The sequence below is a fragment of the Pseudescherichia vulneris NBRC 102420 genome, from assembly GCF_000759795.1.
Taxonomy (GTDB): Bacteria; Pseudomonadota; Gammaproteobacteria; order Enterobacterales; family Enterobacteriaceae; genus Pseudescherichia; species Pseudescherichia vulneris.
On sequence record NZ_BBMZ01000008.1, the window covers coordinates 208764 to 223420 of the forward strand.

16 protein-coding genes and 1 riboswitch are annotated in these 14657 nt (G+C 58.2%); of the genes, 10 read left to right on the plus strand and 6 right to left on the minus strand.

All coding sequences use genetic code 11. The features are described 5' to 3' along the window. Positions 1–42 precede the first annotated feature (42 nt). A complete protein-coding gene (gene hldE, locus EV102420_RS06860; RefSeq protein ID WP_042390302.1) occupies positions 43–1467 on the plus strand; it encodes a bifunctional D-glycero-beta-D-manno-heptose-7-phosphate kinase/D-glycero-beta-D-manno-heptose 1-phosphate adenylyltransferase HldE in 1425 nt (474 codons plus the stop codon). A gap of 125 nt (positions 1468–1592) precedes the next feature. Here hldE and ubiK read toward each other — a convergent pair whose 3' ends face one another. After that, entirely contained in the window at positions 1593–1925 is a 333-nt protein-coding gene (gene ubiK, locus EV102420_RS06865) for a ubiquinone biosynthesis accessory factor UbiK (RefSeq protein WP_042390303.1), read from the minus strand. 134 nt (positions 1926–2059) lie between these two features. After that, positions 2060–2220, plus strand: a riboswitch (FMN riboswitch). A gap of 105 nt (positions 2221–2325) precedes the next feature. On the opposite strand from ubiK, the gene ribB reads away from it, so the two are divergent. Next, positions 2326–2979 carry a 3,4-dihydroxy-2-butanone-4-phosphate synthase gene (gene ribB, locus EV102420_RS06870; RefSeq protein WP_042390305.1) on the plus strand — a complete coding sequence of 218 codons (654 nt, stop codon included), beginning with the start codon at positions 2326–2328 and terminating at the stop codon, positions 2977–2979. A gap of 65 nt (positions 2980–3044) precedes the next feature. Here ribB and zupT read toward each other — a convergent pair whose 3' ends face one another. After that, the gene (gene zupT / locus EV102420_RS06875) at positions 3045–3821 is read right to left on the minus strand and encodes a zinc transporter ZupT (RefSeq protein WP_042390307.1); all 777 of its coding nucleotides are present in this window, start codon (positions 3819–3821) and stop codon (positions 3045–3047) included. A 196-nt stretch (positions 3822–4017) separates the two neighbouring features. On the opposite strand from zupT, the gene ygiD reads away from it, so the two are divergent. Further along, on the plus strand, positions 4018–4806 hold the full coding sequence (ygiD, locus tag EV102420_RS06880; RefSeq protein ID WP_042390309.1) for a 4,5-DOPA-extradiol-dioxygenase: 789 nt from the start codon (positions 4018–4020) through the stop codon (positions 4804–4806). A gap of 48 nt (positions 4807–4854) precedes the next feature. Here the strand turns inward: ygiD and EV102420_RS06885 are convergent, their stop codons facing one another. The 3 genes from EV102420_RS06885 to tolC form a co-directional block, all read right to left on the minus strand. Beyond that, positions 4855–6015, minus strand: a complete 1161-nt coding sequence (locus EV102420_RS06885; RefSeq protein WP_042390311.1) for a glutathionylspermidine synthase family protein — start codon at positions 6013–6015, stop codon at positions 4855–4857. 5 nt (positions 6016–6020) lie between these two features. Then, positions 6021–6695, minus strand: a complete 675-nt coding sequence (locus EV102420_RS06890; RefSeq protein WP_042390313.1) for a DUF1190 family protein — start codon at positions 6693–6695, stop codon at positions 6021–6023. A 184-nt stretch (positions 6696–6879) separates the two neighbouring features. Further along, positions 6880–8340 carry an outer membrane channel protein TolC gene (tolC, locus tag EV102420_RS06895; protein WP_042390314.1) on the minus strand — a complete coding sequence of 487 codons (1461 nt, stop codon included), beginning with the start codon at positions 8338–8340 and terminating at the stop codon, positions 6880–6882. A gap of 204 nt (positions 8341–8544) precedes the next feature. Here tolC and nudF point away from each other — a divergent pair, with 204 nt between their 5' ends. From nudF to EV102420_RS06930, 7 genes are all read left to right on the plus strand, one after another. Next, complete coding sequence (gene nudF / locus EV102420_RS06900) at positions 8545–9177, plus strand: ADP-ribose diphosphatase (RefSeq protein ID WP_042390315.1); 633 nt, start codon at positions 8545–8547, stop codon at positions 9175–9177. Further along, entirely contained in the window at positions 9174–9596 is a 423-nt protein-coding gene (locus tag EV102420_RS06905; RefSeq protein ID WP_042390317.1) for a DUF1249 family protein, read from the plus strand. The genes nudF and EV102420_RS06905 overlap by 4 nt, the downstream gene beginning before the upstream one ends. 28 nt (positions 9597–9624) lie before the next feature. Further along, positions 9625–10452 carry a 3',5'-cyclic-AMP phosphodiesterase gene (cpdA, locus tag EV102420_RS06910; protein WP_042390319.1) on the plus strand — a complete coding sequence of 276 codons (828 nt, stop codon included), beginning with the start codon at positions 9625–9627 and terminating at the stop codon, positions 10450–10452. Beyond that, positions 10452–11027: an esterase YqiA gene (gene yqiA, locus EV102420_RS06915; RefSeq protein WP_042390320.1), complete on the plus strand. Its 576-nt coding sequence runs from the start codon at positions 10452–10454 to the stop codon at positions 11025–11027. The genes cpdA and yqiA overlap by 1 nt, the downstream gene beginning before the upstream one ends. A 41-nt stretch (positions 11028–11068) precedes the next feature. Next, positions 11069–12961 (plus strand): DNA topoisomerase IV subunit B, encoded by a 1893-nt coding sequence (gene parE, locus EV102420_RS06920; protein ID WP_042390322.1) that lies wholly within the window; start codon positions 11069–11071, stop codon positions 12959–12961. Positions 12962–13093: 132 nt separating this feature from the next. Then, the gene (locus EV102420_RS06925; RefSeq protein ID WP_042390323.1) at positions 13094–13426 is read left to right on the plus strand and encodes a TehB family protein; all 333 of its coding nucleotides are present in this window, start codon (positions 13094–13096) and stop codon (positions 13424–13426) included. 10 nt (positions 13427–13436) lie between these two features. Then, positions 13437–13775: a DUF1869 domain-containing protein gene (locus tag EV102420_RS06930; protein WP_042390325.1), complete on the plus strand. Its 339-nt coding sequence runs from the start codon at positions 13437–13439 to the stop codon at positions 13773–13775. A 5-nt stretch (positions 13776–13780) separates the two neighbouring features. On the opposite strand, the gene EV102420_RS06935 is transcribed toward EV102420_RS06930, so the two are convergent. Further along, positions 13781–14620 (minus strand): helix-turn-helix transcriptional regulator, encoded by an 840-nt coding sequence (locus EV102420_RS06935; RefSeq protein ID WP_042390327.1) that lies wholly within the window; start codon positions 14618–14620, stop codon positions 13781–13783. Positions 14621–14657 lie beyond the last annotated feature (37 nt).

The window sequence follows — 14657 nt, forward strand, 5'->3', positions numbered from 1 at the left end:
TGATATTATCGCGCGCAAATTTTGCATTTCGAGGGGACAGGAATGAAAGTAACGCTGCCAGAGTTTGAACGTGCAGGGGTGATGGTCGTCGGTGACGTGATGTTAGATCGCTACTGGTATGGCCCGACCAGCCGTATCTCACCGGAAGCGCCTGTACCGGTGGTCAAGGTCGATGCGGTTGAAGAGCGGCCTGGCGGCGCGGCGAACGTGGCGATGAACATTGCCTCTCTCGGCGCGCACTCGCGCCTGGTTGGCCTGACCGGCATCGATGACGCCGCGCGTGCGCTGAGCAAAACGCTGGCCGACGTCAACGTGAAGTGCGACTTCGTCTCCGTTCCGACCCATCCTACTATCACCAAGCTGCGCGTGCTGTCGCGCAACCAGCAGCTGATCCGCCTCGACTTTGAAGAGGGCTTTGAGGGCGTTGACCCCGAGCCGCTGCACGATCGCATTAGTCAGGCGCTGGGCAACATCGGCGCGCTGGTGCTCTCTGACTACGGCAAGGGCGCGCTGGCCAGCGTCCAGCAGATGATCGCCCTGGCACGCAAAGCCAACGTACCGGTGCTTATCGATCCAAAAGGCAACGATTTCGAGCGCTATCGCGGCGCAACCCTGCTGACGCCGAACCTCTCTGAGTTCGAAGCGGTGGCCGGGAAGTGCAAAAACGAAGCCGAGATCGTCGAGCGCGGCATGAAGCTGATCGCCGATTTCGAACTCTCTGCGCTGCTGGTCACCCGCTCCGAACAGGGCATGACCCTGCTGCAGCCGGACAAAGCACCGCTGCATATGCCAACCCAGGCGCAGGAGGTCTACGACGTGACCGGCGCAGGCGACACGGTGATTGGCGTGCTGGCGGCAACGCTGGCGGCGGGCAACGCCCTGGAAGAAGCCTGCTACTTCGCTAACGCCGCGGCGGGCGTGGTGGTCGGCAAGCTCGGCACCTCAACCGTTTCGCCTATCGAGCTGGAGAACGCCGTACGCGGACGTTCAGAAACCGGCTTCGGCGTAATGAACGAAGAGGAGCTGAAGCAGGCGGTGGCAGCTGCGCGCAAGCGTGGCGAGAAGGTGGTGATGACCAACGGCGTGTTCGATATTCTGCACGCGGGCCACGTCTCTTACCTGGCTAACGCACGCAAGCTCGGCGATCGCCTGATCGTGGCGGTGAACAGCGACGCCTCTACCAGCCGTCTGAAAGGGCCGACCCGTCCGGTTAACCCGCTTGAGCAGCGCATGATCGTGCTCGGCGCGCTGGAGGCCGTGGACTGGGTGGTCTCGTTCGAAGAGGATACGCCGCAGCGCCTGATCGCCGGGATCCTGCCGGATCTGTTGGTGAAGGGCGGTGACTATAAGCCAGAAGATATCGCGGGCAGCAAAGAGGTGTGGGCTAACGGCGGTGACGTGCAGGTGCTGAACTTCGAAGACGGTTGCTCAACCACCAACATCATCAAGAAGATCCAGAAAAACTGATCCTGTAGGCCGGGCAAACGCAGTGCCGCCCGGCGTTGCAATATCAGCACAGTCACGCCCGGTGGCGCTACGCTTACCGGGCCTACAACATGCACCGCACCCACTGGGCAATATCGACTACAGGATCAGTCAATATTCTCTACCGGCGGAATAGCCGGTGCAGGTTTCACTTCGCTCGGCAGATCCTGCGGCTGAGCCGGTTCAGCCGACGCGGTGGCCGGGCGGTTCTCCAGATCGCTGATCCGCTGCTCCAGCGCAGTCAGTTTCTCACGGGTGCGCAGCAGAACCTGCGTCTGGACATCAAACTCTTCACGGCTCACCAGGTCGAGTCGCGCCAGCTGGGATTGCAGCGTCTGGCGGATCTTCTTCTCTACATCCTCGCCGAAATCACGAATGCCTTTTGGCATGGATTCATGAACCTGGCGGGCGATCTGTTCAATTTTTTTCGGGTCAATCATAGTCGTTTCCCTGAACTGGTAAGTATTAACATTAGTGTAGCGTGGTTTAGTGTAACGTGGATTAGGCTGCGTGAAAGCAGAATTGTTACGGTGAATGGATTGCCGGAGATAATCAATAGCGTTATAGTTAATCCGCTTATTCTCAGGGCGGGGCGAAATTCCCCACCGGCGGTAAATCAGCCAACGCTGAAAGCCCGCGAGCGCTCCACGCACGGCATCACGTCCTGCATGGAGGTCAGCAGATCCGGTGTAATTCCGGGGCCGACGGTTAAAGTCCGGATGGGAGAGAGTAACGATCCAGTCGGGTTTGTGCCCGCTCACGTTATTTTTTTGCCGCTTGCGGTACTCCTAAGACTGCCCTGATTCTGGTAACCATAATTTTAATGAGGTTTTTATTACCATGAATCAGACGCTGCTTTCCTCTTTTGGCACGCCATTCGAACGTGTGGAACACGCTTTAGACGCACTGCGCAACGGGCGCGGAGTGATGGTGCTTGACGACGAAGACCGTGAAAACGAAGGCGATATGATCTTCGCCGCAGAAACCATGACCGTTGAGCAGATGGCGCTGACTATTCGCCACGGCAGCGGCATTGTCTGCCTCTGCCTGACCGAAGATCGCCGTAAACAGCTCGATCTGCCGATGATGGTGGAGAACAACACCAGCGCCTACGGCACCGGTTTTACCGTGACCATCGAAGCCGCTACCGGCGTGACCACCGGCGTATCCGCCGCTGACCGCGTGACCACCGTGCGTGCCGCCATTGCCGACGGTGCTAAGCCATCCGATCTCAACCGTCCTGGCCACGTCTTCCCGCTGCGCGCGCAGCCGGGTGGGGTGCTGACCCGCGGCGGCCACACCGAGGCAACCATTGACCTCGTGACGCTGGCGGGCTTCAAGCCTGCGGGCGTGCTTTGCGAACTGACCAACGATGACGGCTCTATGGCGCGCACGCCGGAGTGCATCGAATTTGCGAAAGCCCATGATATGGCCGTTGTGACCATTGAAGATCTGGTGGCCTACCGCCGCGAGCAGGAACGTAAAGCCAGCTAAGCGCTAGCGTACGATAAAACAAAGCCGGGCATGCCCGGCTTTGTTGTTTCTGGTCTTTCGTCTGATTAGCCCGCAAAGCCGATGCTTTGCAGCAGCACCAGGCTGAGTCCCATCACCGACATGCCGCACAGTACGCCATAGCTCGGGTTGTTGTTGGGATCGATCTCTTTTGCCAGCGGCATCAGCTCATCCACTGACAGCGCCACCATAATCCCGGCCACCGCCGCCATGATGGCCGCCATGACTACCGGCGAGACCAGGCTACCGAGGATCAACCACGCCAGCACGCCGCCGAGAATTTCCGCCAGGCCTGAGATCCCCGCCCACATTACCGCTTTACGCTTTGATCCCGTAGCGGCATAGACCGGTGCTGCCACTGCCAGCCCTTCAGGAATGTTGTGCAGGGCTACCGCCAGGGCGATCCCCAATCCCAGCTCAAGGTTGCTGCTGGCGGTCACGTAGGTAGCTACGCCTTCGGGGAAGTTGTGCAGGCTGATGCCAAGGGTCAGCAGGATCGCCGTACGCTTGATATTGCTCGGCATCGTTTTGCTGCTGGCGCGCATAAGATCCTGAGCATGGGCGTGGGGGAGCAGGCGATCGAGGCCGTAGTAGCCCAGCAGGCCGACGATAAACATGCCGTAGCCAAGCACCGGCGACATTCCCTCAGTACCGAGTGCGGCGGGGAGCATCTCCATGAGCGAGATCAGCAGCATAATCCCGGCGGCAAATCCCAGTGAAAAGGCCAGCACGCGGTTGGAAGGCTTCTGGCCAAGCACGCCGAGGATCGCGCCAATAAAGGTGGCCGCACCGGCTAATAAGGTCAGAATCAACGGGACCGACATTCAGAACTCCTTGTGATAATGATTCTCATTAATATTATTTAACACTGCCCCGTAAGGCGAGAGGGTAAGTCACTCTTTACGCATTTCTTACATTCAAATTATCTGATGATCTTCATCACGCTTATCTGAGTTCATCCTCTACGAGAAAAGCGTACTCTGCTTCTATCAAAATGACACTTTTTCTGAGGATATCATCATGTCTGCGTCTCGTATGCCAGCGCTGTTTCTGGGCCACGGCAGCCCAATGAACGTGCTGGAAGATAATATCTATACCCGCGCCTGGGGCGAGCTGGGGCAGACGCTGCCGCGTCCAAAGGCGATTGTGGTGATCTCCGCCCACTGGTTTACCCGCGGCACCGGCGTGACGGCAATGGAAACCCCGAAAACGATCCATGACTTTGGCGGCTTCCCGCAGGCGCTCTTTGACACGCACTATCCCGCACCCGGCTCTCCCGAGCTGGCACAGCGGCTGGTGGATCTGCTGGCGCCCATCCCGGTTGCGCTGGACAAAGAGGCGTGGGGCTTTGACCATGGCTCCTGGGGCGTGCTGATCAAGATGTACCCGGACGCCGACATCCCCATGGTGCAGCTGAGCGTAGACAGTACTAAGCCCGCCGCCTGGCACTATGAGATGGGCCGCAAGCTGGCGACGCTTCGCGATGAAGGCATTATGCTGGTGGCGAGCGGCAACGTGGTGCATAACCTGCGCACCGCGCGCTGGCACGGGGAGAGCACGCCCTACGCGTGGGCGGAATCGTTTAATGATTACGTGAAGGCTAACCTTACCTGGCAGGGGCCGGTGGAGCAGCATCCGCTGGTGAACTATCTGCAGCACGAGGGCGGCTCGCTGTCGAACCCGACGCCGGAACACTTTCTGCCGCTGCTCTACGTGCTCGGCGCATGGGACGGCGCAGAGCCGGTGACGATCCCGGTAGAGGGGATGGAGATGGGCAGCATCAGCATGTTGTCGGTGCAGGTGGGTTAAAACCAAAACGCCCGGTGGCGCTGCGCTTACCGGGCCTACGCGTTATGGCTACTCGACGAAAATATGCGGGTAGAAGCGGGAGAGATCCTGGGTGATCAACGCCCGATCCTCACGAATACCAATCCCGGCAGGTTGATCGTTGATCAGCCAGCTGCCGATCAGCACATAGCTGTCGCCAAACTTAGGTAGCGGGTAGAACTGCTGGACGATCATGCCCTCTTCACCGTAGGGACCCTCTACCTGCTCGATAGTCTGGCCGTTTTCCACGATAGAGACGTTTGCGCCTTCCCGCGAGAAGATCGGTTTAACCACGTACTTCTCCAGCGGCGGATGGTCTTCTTCGGCAAAGTAAGCGGGCAGCAGATTCGGATGATCCGGGAACATCTCCCACAGCATGGGCAGCAGCGCTTTGTTAGAGATAATGCTCTTCCAAGCCGGCTCCAGCCAGCGCACGCCGGCATCTTCCAGCTTGGTAGAGAAGATCTCACGCAGCATGTACTCCCACGGGTAGAGCTTGAATAGGTTGCTGATCACCTGATCCTGAAGATCGGTAAACTGACCTTTTTCGCCCAGCCCAATATCTTCGATGTAGAGGAACTCGCTGGCAACGCCCGCTTCAGCGGCGCAGTCCTGCAGATACTGCACCGTGCCGCGATCTTCCACGGTGTCGCGGCAGCAGGCCAGATGCAGCAGGTTGAAGCCGTACTGCTCGCGCAGCTCGCCGAAGCGCTCGATTAGCTTCTCCTGCAGGCTGTTAAACTGATCGCTCTCCGGCGGCAGCTTGCCCGCGTTCTGCTGGTCTTCCAGCCAGATCCACTGGAAGAATGCGGCTTCATACAGCGAGGTGGGGGTGTCGGCGTTGTTCTCCAGCAGCTTGGGTTCACCCACGCCGTCCCAAGCCAGATCGAGGCGGGAATAGAGCGACGGCTGCTGAGTCTGCCACGCCTGGCGCACAAAGCTCCAGGTGTGTTTCGGAATGCGGAATTTGGTCATCAGCTCATCGCTGGCGACGACCTTCTCCACCACCTTCAGGCACATCTGATGCAGCTCGGCGGTAACCTCTTCAAGCTTCTCGATCTGCGCAAGAGTGAATTTATAGTAGGCCTCTTCACACCAGTACGGCTCACCGTACATGGTGTGAAAATTGAAGCCGTACTCGTTCGCTTTTTCGCGCCAGTCCGGGCGCTCGTCAATAGTGACTCGTTCCATGAGGCTTAGCCACCCATTGAGCGTGAAGAGGAGGTGCCTGCGGCGCTACGCTGCATGGTGGACTGTTTGGCAACCGACTCGCCGAAGCCGCCGCGCGTAACCGTAGAGGTGGTGGCCGGTTTCGGGGCCAGCGCGGTTTTAGGGACGGTTGCGGTACGGCCCGGCTGGGCTGCGCCGTAGCCTTTACCGGAGGCGTCGGTGTACTGACCGTAGGCCGGGCTGGCCGGGTTACGCGAGCTAAACAGCGGCTGCTGAGCGAAGCCCGCACCGCCGCCCATCAGGCGTCCCATCATGTAGCCCGCCATCAGCGGCATCCAGAAGCTGCCGCTGCTCTGCTGGGCCTGAGCCTGGTTTTCCGGGGCCATACCCGCCTGAGCAGGTGCCTGCTGGCACTGGCCTTCACCAAACTCGGCGACGCAGTCTTCACGCGTTTTATACTTCGGCGCGGTGCGCTCGGCCTCTTTCAGGGCGTTGTTGTATGCGGTAGTACATTCGGCGCTTTTGCCTGGATTGGCAGTCGAGCAGTCGTCGGCATTTTGATACATCGATACCGTCTCGTCGTTCTGTTCGCAGCCCGCCAGCATAAACGCGGCGGTAAGGGCGAAGGCCACGGGAGTCAGATGGCGAGCGCCCCAGCTTTTGCGGAACGTCGCATGATTAATCGTTTTTGTCCGTTTCATATGTCTCTTTTAATACCCAGAGTTAAAGCGAGGTAGCTACTGCTCAGGATAGAGGATGAGTGGTCGAAATTGAAGCGCAATGAGGCGGAATGCGGGTCTGGAGCAGGGATCTTTACGTTGTCTTACGTTGAAACGGGGGCAGGTGCCCCCATCTCGTTTTCACTGCGATTTCAAACAGGCGTGCTTAGCGCGGCAGCGCGGCGTTGAGCAGGCCGTTACCGTTGCCATTGCCGTTGCTGTCCGGGGCGCTGTTCTGCACGCGGGCATCCTGGTCAGGCGTTGACGGGGCGACGGCTTCCGGCGTAGTGGAGACCGGTTTACCCAGGGCACCGTTCAGGGCCATCAGATCCTGCTCGTTCAGCGTACCGAGAGCCGATTTGATGTTCAGTTGGTTAATCAGGTAGTTGTAACGCGCGCTGGAGAGCTGCTGCTTGGCGTTGTAGAGCGTCGTGGTCGCATCCAGCACGTCAACGATGGTACGGGTACCTACCGAGTAGCCTGCTTCGGTTGCATCCAGCGAGCTCTGGGCAGAGACCACGGACTGTTTATAGGCGTTGATGCTGCTGATGGACGCATTCACGTTGTTATAGGATGAACGTACGGTCTGCACCACGCTGCGGTGAGCGGTTTCCAGCTGCTCGCTGGCGCCAACAAAGTTGTACTGCGCCTGTTTCACCTGAGAGTTCACCAGGCCACCCTGATAGAGCGGCAGGGAGAAGTTCAGGCCGACTTTGTTCTGGCCGATGTTGCTGTCGTCATAGGCTCCGCCCTGGGGACCGCTGGTGCGGGAGCCGCTGTAGGAGGTGTCAGAGACGCTGCTTGACGCGGTAAGATCCAGGGTCGGCAAGTGGCCATCCTGCGCCAGACGGATCTGCTCGCGGGCCAGATCCTGGGAGAGACGCGCCTGCAACAGAGAGAGGTTACGGCTTTCGGCCTCTTTCAGCAGGGAGTTAACCGGCTGCGGCTTGTCGGTCTGGAAGCGGTCCACGTTCAGCGACGCTAGCTCCGGATAGTAGTTGCCGGTCACCTGACGCAACTGCTCAACGGCGTTGTCCAGGTTGTTACGGGCAGTGACTTCGTCTGCCAGCACGGTATCGTACTGGGAGCGGGCGTTCTGCACGTCGGTAATGGCAACCAGGCCCACGTTAAAGCGCTGGGTTGTTTGATCCAGCTGGCGATAGATAGCCTGTTTCTGCGCTTCGGTATAAGAGAGCGCATCGATGGCGCTTAATACGTTAAAATAGGCAGTAGCGGTATTGAGGATCAGCGTCTGCTGATCGGTCTGGAACGTCACATCCTGAATGCCTGCTGATTTCTCTTGCAGGGTCAGGGCGCGCCATTTGGTCATATCGAACAGGGTCTGCGTCAGCTGTAAAGAGGCGCTGGTCGAGTTGCTATTGAGACCATTCTGGTCGCGGAACCCGTTGCTGTAGCTGTAGTCTGCGCCCAAACCGAGCTGGGGCAGTAATGGGCTGCGCGCTTCGTTGATTTTCTCAAATGCGGCATCGCGATCCGCGGCAGATCTGCGCAGTTCAGGGTTGCTGAGACGCGCTTGCTGATAAACCTGAAGCAGGTTCTCTGCCTGACTCATCGAACTGAAAGCGGCCAGGCTCAGGCCGATAAGCATGGGGAGCAATTTCTTCATTTGCATTCCTTGTTACGAAGCTTTGTTAGCGCTAATGAAATTTAAAAAATAAGGCCGATTCTAGCAGAAAGTGTCGCTGCAAAAGGTTGGCGTTAAGTGCCATCCGGCGTTAATTTGCACCAATCTACCATATAGCATGGGAAACGGCAGTCTTACAGACTGGAAATCCATAATTTCGTCATTATTTGCCAGCAGGATGAAACCATGAAGAAACCCGAGCCATCAGCAGTGACTTTCACTAAAAATGATGTAGAAATTATTGCACGCGAAACACTCTATAACGGTTTTTTTTCTCTGCGCCGTTACCGCTTTCGTCATCGGCTTTTCAACGGTGAGATGAGCGGAGAGGTAACCCGTGAAATTTTTGAGCGCGGTCATGCCGCCGTCTTGCTACCCTATGACCTGGCGCGCGACGAGGTCGTACTGATCGAGCAGATCCGTATTCCGGCTTACGACACCAGTGAAACCCCCTGGCTGCTGGAGCTGGTTGCTGGCATGATCGAAGAGGGCGAGAGCGTGGAAGACGTGGCCCGTCGCGAAGCTGTAGAAGAGGCCGGGCTGCAGGTTGGCCGGGTAAAAGAGTTTATGAGCTATCTGGCCAGCCCTGGCGGCACCAGCGAGCGCTTATCGTTAATGGTTGGCGAAGTGGATGCCACGCAGGCCAAAGGTATACATGGCCTGGTGGACGAAAACGAAGATATTCGTGTTCATGTGGTGAGCCGGGAACAGGCTTACCAGTGGGTTGAAGAGGGGAAAATAGACAACGCCGCGTCGGTCATCGCCCTGCAATGGCTGCAGCTGCACTACGAAAAGTTGAGAACTGAGTGGAAAAAATGAAGCGTTATACACCTGACTTTCCTGAAATGATGCGCCTGTGCGAGACCAATTTCGCCCAGCTACGCCGCCTGCTGCCACGCAATGACGCACCCGGCGAAACAGTGAGCTATCAGGTGGCCAATGCGCAATACCGAGTAACGATTACAGAATCAACCCGCTACACTACGCTGGTGGAAATTGTGCAGACAGCACCGGCGATCAGCTACTGGAGCATGCCGTCGTTAACGGTACGCCTCTATCACGATGCTATGGTCGCTGAAGTGTGTTCAAGCCAGCAGATCTTTCGCTTCAAAGCGCGGTATGATTACCCAAATAAAAAGTTGCACCAACGCGACGAAAAGCATCAAATTAATCAGTTTCTGGCCGACTGGCTTAGGTACTGTTTAGCACATGGAGCAATGGCGATTCCGGTTTGTTAGCATCGTGAAACCTACCTAAGGACACCATTTGGAAAGCCTGTTAAACCTGAATCTGGCGGGTGAGGCCAGTATCAGGATCTTACAAATAACCGATACTCACCTGTTTGCCGAAAAGCATGAAACGCTGTTAGGGGTCAATACCTGGGAGAGCTATCAGGCAGTATTAGACGCCATCCGGGCCGAGCAGCGTCACTGCGATTTGATTGTCGCTACCGGCGACCTGGCACAGGATCACTCTGCTGCGGCCTATCAGCACTTTGCTGAGGGTATCGCCAGCTTCGACGTGCCCTGCGTATGGCTGCCCGGCAATCATGACTTTCAGCCCGCCATGTACAGCGCGCTGCAGGAGGCTGGCATCTCGGGTGCCAAGCGGGTCTTCGCTGGCGATAGCTGGCAGATCCTGCTGCTCGACAGCCAGGTGTTTGGCGTTCCACACGGTGAACTGAGTGAGTTTCAGCTAGAGTGGCTGGAGAAAAAGCTGGCGGAGGTGCCGGAGCGCTACACGCTGCTGCTGCTGCATCACCACCCGCTGCCGGCGGGGTGCGGCTGGTTGGATCAGCACAGCCTGCGTAACTCGCAGGAGCTGGATAACGTGCTGGTGCGCTATCCGCGGGTCAGGCACCTGCTGTGCGGCCATATTCATCAGGAGCAGGATCTCGACTGGAACGGTCGCCGTCTGCTGGCGACGCCCTCAACCTGCGTCCAGTTTAAGCCGCACTGCGCCAACTTTACCCTCGATACCATCGCGCCGGGCTGGCGCTGGCTGGAGCTTAACGCCGACGGCACGCTGCATACCGAAGTCAGCCGTCTGCAGACCAGCCGCTTTCGCCCGGACACAGCATCTGAAGGCTACTGATGGCGACGCTTCTCTATCTACACGGGTTTAACAGCTCACCGCGTTCGGCAAAGGCCGTGGCGCTACAGCAGTGGCTGGCGGAGCACCATCCACAGATTGAGATGGTGGTGCCGCAGCTGCCGCCCTATCCGGCGGATGCCGCCGAACTGCTGGAGTCGCTGGTGCTGGAGCACGGCGGTGAGTCGCTGGGGCTGGTGGGCTCCTCGCTCGGCGGCTACTATGCCACCTGGCTCTCCCAATGCTTTATGCTGCCTGCGGTGGTGGTGAATCCGGCGGTGCGTCCGTTTGAGCTGCTGGCCGATTATCTTGGCCGCAACGAGAACCCCTACACCGGACAGCAATATGTGCTAGAGTCACGCCATATTTACGATCTCAAAACCATGCAGATCGATCCGCTGGAGGCGGCAGATTTAATCTGGCTGCTTCAGCAAACGGGTGATGAAGTGCTGGATTACCGTCAGGCCGTTGCGTACTACGCCTCGTGCCGTCAAACGGTTGAAGAAGGCGGAAACCATGCCTTTGTGGGCTTTGACGATCACTTTTCACAGATTATCGATTTCCTCGGGCTGCACTGAGCCTCGCAGGGGTCGATGCTGTCACTATCTACGAATACACCATGACGCAATCCTATAACGCTGATGCCATTGAGGTATTAACCGGGCTTGAGCCGGTCCGCCGCCGCCCGGGGATGTATACCGACACTACTCGTCCTAACCATCTTGGTCAGGAAGTTATCGATAACAGCGTGGATGAAGCGCTGGCCGGACACGCCAAACGCGTGGAGGTGATCCTCCATGCCGATCAGTCGCTGGAAGTCATCGACGACGGGCGTGGTATGCCGGTGGATATCCATCCGGAAGAGGGCGTTCCGGCCGTGGAGCTGATCCTCTGCCGCCTGCACGCGGGCGGTAAGTTCTCGAACAAAAACTACCAGTTCTCCGGCGGCCTGCACGGGGTAGGGATCTCGGTGGTTAACGCCCTGTCCAGGCGCGTTGAAGTTAACGTTAAGCGCGACGGCAAGATCTATAACATTGCCTTTGCCAACGGCGACAAGGTGAAAGATCTCTCCGTGGTAGGCAGCACGCCGAAGCGGACCACCGGAACCAGCGTTCACTTCTGGCCTGACGAAAGCTTTTTCGACAGCCCGCGCTTCTCGGTATCGCGCCTGACTCACGTGCTGAAGGCCAAAGCGGTACTCTGCCCCGGCGTGGAAATTGTCTTCAAGGATAAGGTCAACGACAGCGAGCAGCGCTGGTGCTACGCCGACGGCCTCAACGACTACCTTGCCGAAGCGGTTAACGGCCTGCCGACGCTGCCGGAGAAGCCCTTTATTGGTGCCTTTGCCGGTGATACCGAGGCGGTGGACTGGGCGCTGCTGTGGCTGCCGGAGGGCGGCGAGCTGCTCACCGAGAGCTACGTTAACCTGATCCCGACTATGCAGGGCGGGACGCACGTCAACGGCCTGCGTCAGGGGCTGCTGGACGCGATGCGCGAGTTTTGCGAATACCGCAATATCCTGCCGCGCGGCGTCAAGCTGTCGGCAGAGGATATCTGGGACCGCTGCGCCTACGTGCTGTCGGTGAAGATGCAGGATCCGCAGTTTGCCGGGCAGACCAAAGAGCGCCTGTCGTCACGCCAGTGCGCCGCATTCGTTTCTGGCGTGGTAAAAGACGCCTTCAGCCTGTGGCTGAACCAGAACGTGCAGGCGGCGGAGATGCTGGCCGAGATGGCGATCTCCAGCGCCCAGCGTCGTCTGCGGGCGGCGAAGAAGGTGGTGCGTAAAAAGCTCACCAGCGGCCCGGCGCTGCCCGGCAAGCTGGCGGACTGTACCGCGCAGGATCTCAACCGCACCGAGCTATTCCTGGTAGAGGGTGACTCGGCGGGCGGCTCGGCCAAGCAGGCCCGCGACCGTGAGTTCCAGGCGATCATGCCGCTGAAGGGTAAGATCCTCAACACCTGGGAGGTCTCCTCTGATGAAGTGCTGGCCTCACAGGAGGTGCACGACATTTCGGTGGCCATAGGCATCGATCCGGATAGCGAAGATCTCAGCCAGCTGCGCTACGGCAAGATCTGCATCCTCGCCGATGCGGACTCCGACGGCCTGCACATCGCGACGCTGCTCTGCGCTCTGTTTGTGAAGCATTTCCGTACCCTGGTGAAGCATGGTCACGTCCACGTGGCGCTGCCGCCGCTCTACCGTATCGATCTGGGCAAAGAGGTGTACTACGCCCTGACCGAAGAGGAGAAGGCGGGCGTGCTGGAGCAGCTGAAGCGTAAGAAGGGCAAGCCTAACGTTCAGCGCTTTAAAGGGCTAGGTGAGATGAACCCGATGCAGCTGCGTGAGACGACGCTCGATCCCAACACCCGCCGCCTGGTGCAGCTCACCATCAGCGACGAGGACGATCAGCGCACCAACGCGATCATGGATATGCTGCTGGCCAAGAAGCGTTCGGAAGACCGGCGCAACTGGCTACAGGAAAAAGGCGATATGGCGGATATCGAAGCCTGATAAACCAGCCCCGCACTGCGGGGCTTTTTTTTACCCCCTCCGCTACCCCTTTAGGCGACTCACTTTCCCCTTTTAACAGGTATATGATCTGCAAGAGAAGTTTCTCCAAACCCCTTACCAAGAGGATGAAACATGCAGCGCATTGTCATACCTACCCACTATGTTCACGTTCGCTCGACGCCCCTGTGGACGAAAGAGACCGCCCCGGCCTCTATCTGGCAGCGTCATCTGGACGCGGGCACCCGCCAGGGCGTTAACCCACGCCTTTGTGTGATGCAGGGCGCTATCCGCTATTACGGGTACGCCGATGAGACCAGCCCGGAGCCGGTAGAAACGCTGACTATAGAAGCAGGGCAGTTTGGCGTCTTTCCGGCAGAGAAGTGGCACCGCATCGAAGCCCTGTCGGACGATACGGTATTTAACGTCGATTTTTGGGTCGATCCTAAAGTGCTAATTGAAGGTTGAGGAAGATATCATGACCACAGAAAACAGAGGCTACGCCTTAACGGTGGCAAACTGCGGCAGCGGCGCAGCGGCAGAGAAAACCTATCTGAAGCCGATGTCGCTTTACGTACCGGCCATTGCCCACGAGGCGGTATTAGAGCTTATCAACACGCTGGCAGATAAAAGTGAAAGCGAGAAAGGTTTTACGTTGACGGTAACGAACAACAACAACGGCGTCTCCGCCGATAAAGACTTTTCCCGCCTTGCTGAATTAGAGGATGCCACCACGGCAGCGGACACGGTAAAGGATCTGATTAACATCGTGCGCGGTTATGAATCTGACGAAGAGACCAACGTCTGCGGCTGGTAGAAACCTTACGCTGCCGCGTGATTTTTCCGGTACTGGAGCGGCGTCTCGCCGATGCCCCGCTTAAAGGAGCTAATAAACCAGGTCACGTCGGAAAAGCCCACCCGCGCGGCGATATCGCGCACGCTCTCGTCGCTGTGCAGCAGACACTCGCAGGCCTTGCGCAGCCGCAGCGTATTCAGATAGTCGTGGATCTTTTCGCCCGTTTCGGCATGAAACTTTCGCGACACGTAGCTGCGCGATTTACCCAATTCCTGCGCGAGGGCGTCGAGGCTAAATTTATGCTGGTAGTGCTCATCGAGCCAGAACATCGCCTGGCTGGCAATGCCGCGGCTGTCGCCGGGCGCGCCGTCGCGATCGGCAGGCAGCATGGCGAACAGGCTGATGAGCAGGCTGGCGACGCTTTCGCTGTTCATCGGCTGCGGGTAGCAGCTAAACAGATAGTCGATATGGCTATGGCAGGCGGCAACGTCCGCTACCCACGCCGGGCCGCCGCGTCGGGAGAGCTTCTGTAACCGCTGCTGGGTCTGGGGAAAATCACGCAGCGCCTTCAGCACCGCGTGGTGATCAAGATGGATAATGGTGCGCCGGTAGATCGCCTCGGCCTGCTCATCCACCATCACCTTGTGCAGGGTAAAGGGCGGAAAGAAGAAGAGCCGCCCCGGCCGCATGGTGTAGTGGCGATTATCGACGATCGCCACCCCGAAGCCCTCCTCAACGTAGAGGATCTCCAGGCACTGATGCCAGTGGTGATAGCGCACGGTATTGGCAAACAGGCGGCTGAACGACACCACGGCGTCGTTTAAGGTAATCAGTTCCAGATAATCAGATTTTGGCTCATCGCGCATAGTGCAATAAAACTCAACTTTTACCCCTCTGCACGCC

What these genes read in the sequence shown, in the direction of transcription:
- hldE (WP_042390302.1), top strand. Translation starts at nt 43, where the DNA reads ATGAAAGTAACGCTGCCAGAGTTTGAACGTGCAGGGGTGATGGTCGTC.
- ubiK (WP_042390303.1), bottom strand. Translation starts at nt 1,925, where the DNA reads ATGATTGACCCGAAAAAAATTGAACAGATCGCCCGCCAGGTTCATGAA.
- ribB (WP_042390305.1), top strand. Translation starts at nt 2,326, where the DNA reads ATGAATCAGACGCTGCTTTCCTCTTTTGGCACGCCATTCGAACGTGTG.
- zupT (WP_042390307.1), bottom strand. Translation starts at nt 3,821, where the DNA reads ATGTCGGTCCCGTTGATTCTGACCTTATTAGCCGGTGCGGCCACCTTT.
- ygiD (WP_042390309.1), top strand. Translation starts at nt 4,018, where the DNA reads ATGTCTGCGTCTCGTATGCCAGCGCTGTTTCTGGGCCACGGCAGCCCA.
- EV102420_RS06885 (WP_042390311.1), bottom strand. Translation starts at nt 6,015, where the DNA reads ATGGAACGAGTCACTATTGACGAGCGCCCGGACTGGCGCGAAAAAGCG.
- EV102420_RS06890 (WP_042390313.1), bottom strand. Translation starts at nt 6,695, where the DNA reads ATGAAACGGACAAAAACGATTAATCATGCGACGTTCCGCAAAAGCTGG.
- tolC (WP_042390314.1), bottom strand. Translation starts at nt 8,340, where the DNA reads ATGAAGAAATTGCTCCCCATGCTTATCGGCCTGAGCCTGGCCGCTTTC.
- nudF (WP_042390315.1), top strand. Translation starts at nt 8,545, where the DNA reads ATGAAGAAACCCGAGCCATCAGCAGTGACTTTCACTAAAAATGATGTA.
- EV102420_RS06905 (WP_042390317.1), top strand. Translation starts at nt 9,174, where the DNA reads ATGAAGCGTTATACACCTGACTTTCCTGAAATGATGCGCCTGTGCGAG.
- yqiA (WP_042390320.1), top strand. Translation starts at nt 10,452, where the DNA reads ATGGCGACGCTTCTCTATCTACACGGGTTTAACAGCTCACCGCGTTCG.
- parE (WP_042390322.1), top strand. Translation starts at nt 11,069, where the DNA reads ATGACGCAATCCTATAACGCTGATGCCATTGAGGTATTAACCGGGCTT.
- EV102420_RS06925 (WP_042390323.1), top strand. Translation starts at nt 13,094, where the DNA reads ATGCAGCGCATTGTCATACCTACCCACTATGTTCACGTTCGCTCGACG.
- EV102420_RS06930 (WP_042390325.1), top strand. Translation starts at nt 13,437, where the DNA reads ATGACCACAGAAAACAGAGGCTACGCCTTAACGGTGGCAAACTGCGGC.
- EV102420_RS06935 (WP_042390327.1), bottom strand. Translation starts at nt 14,620, where the DNA reads ATGCGCGATGAGCCAAAATCTGATTATCTGGAACTGATTACCTTAAAC.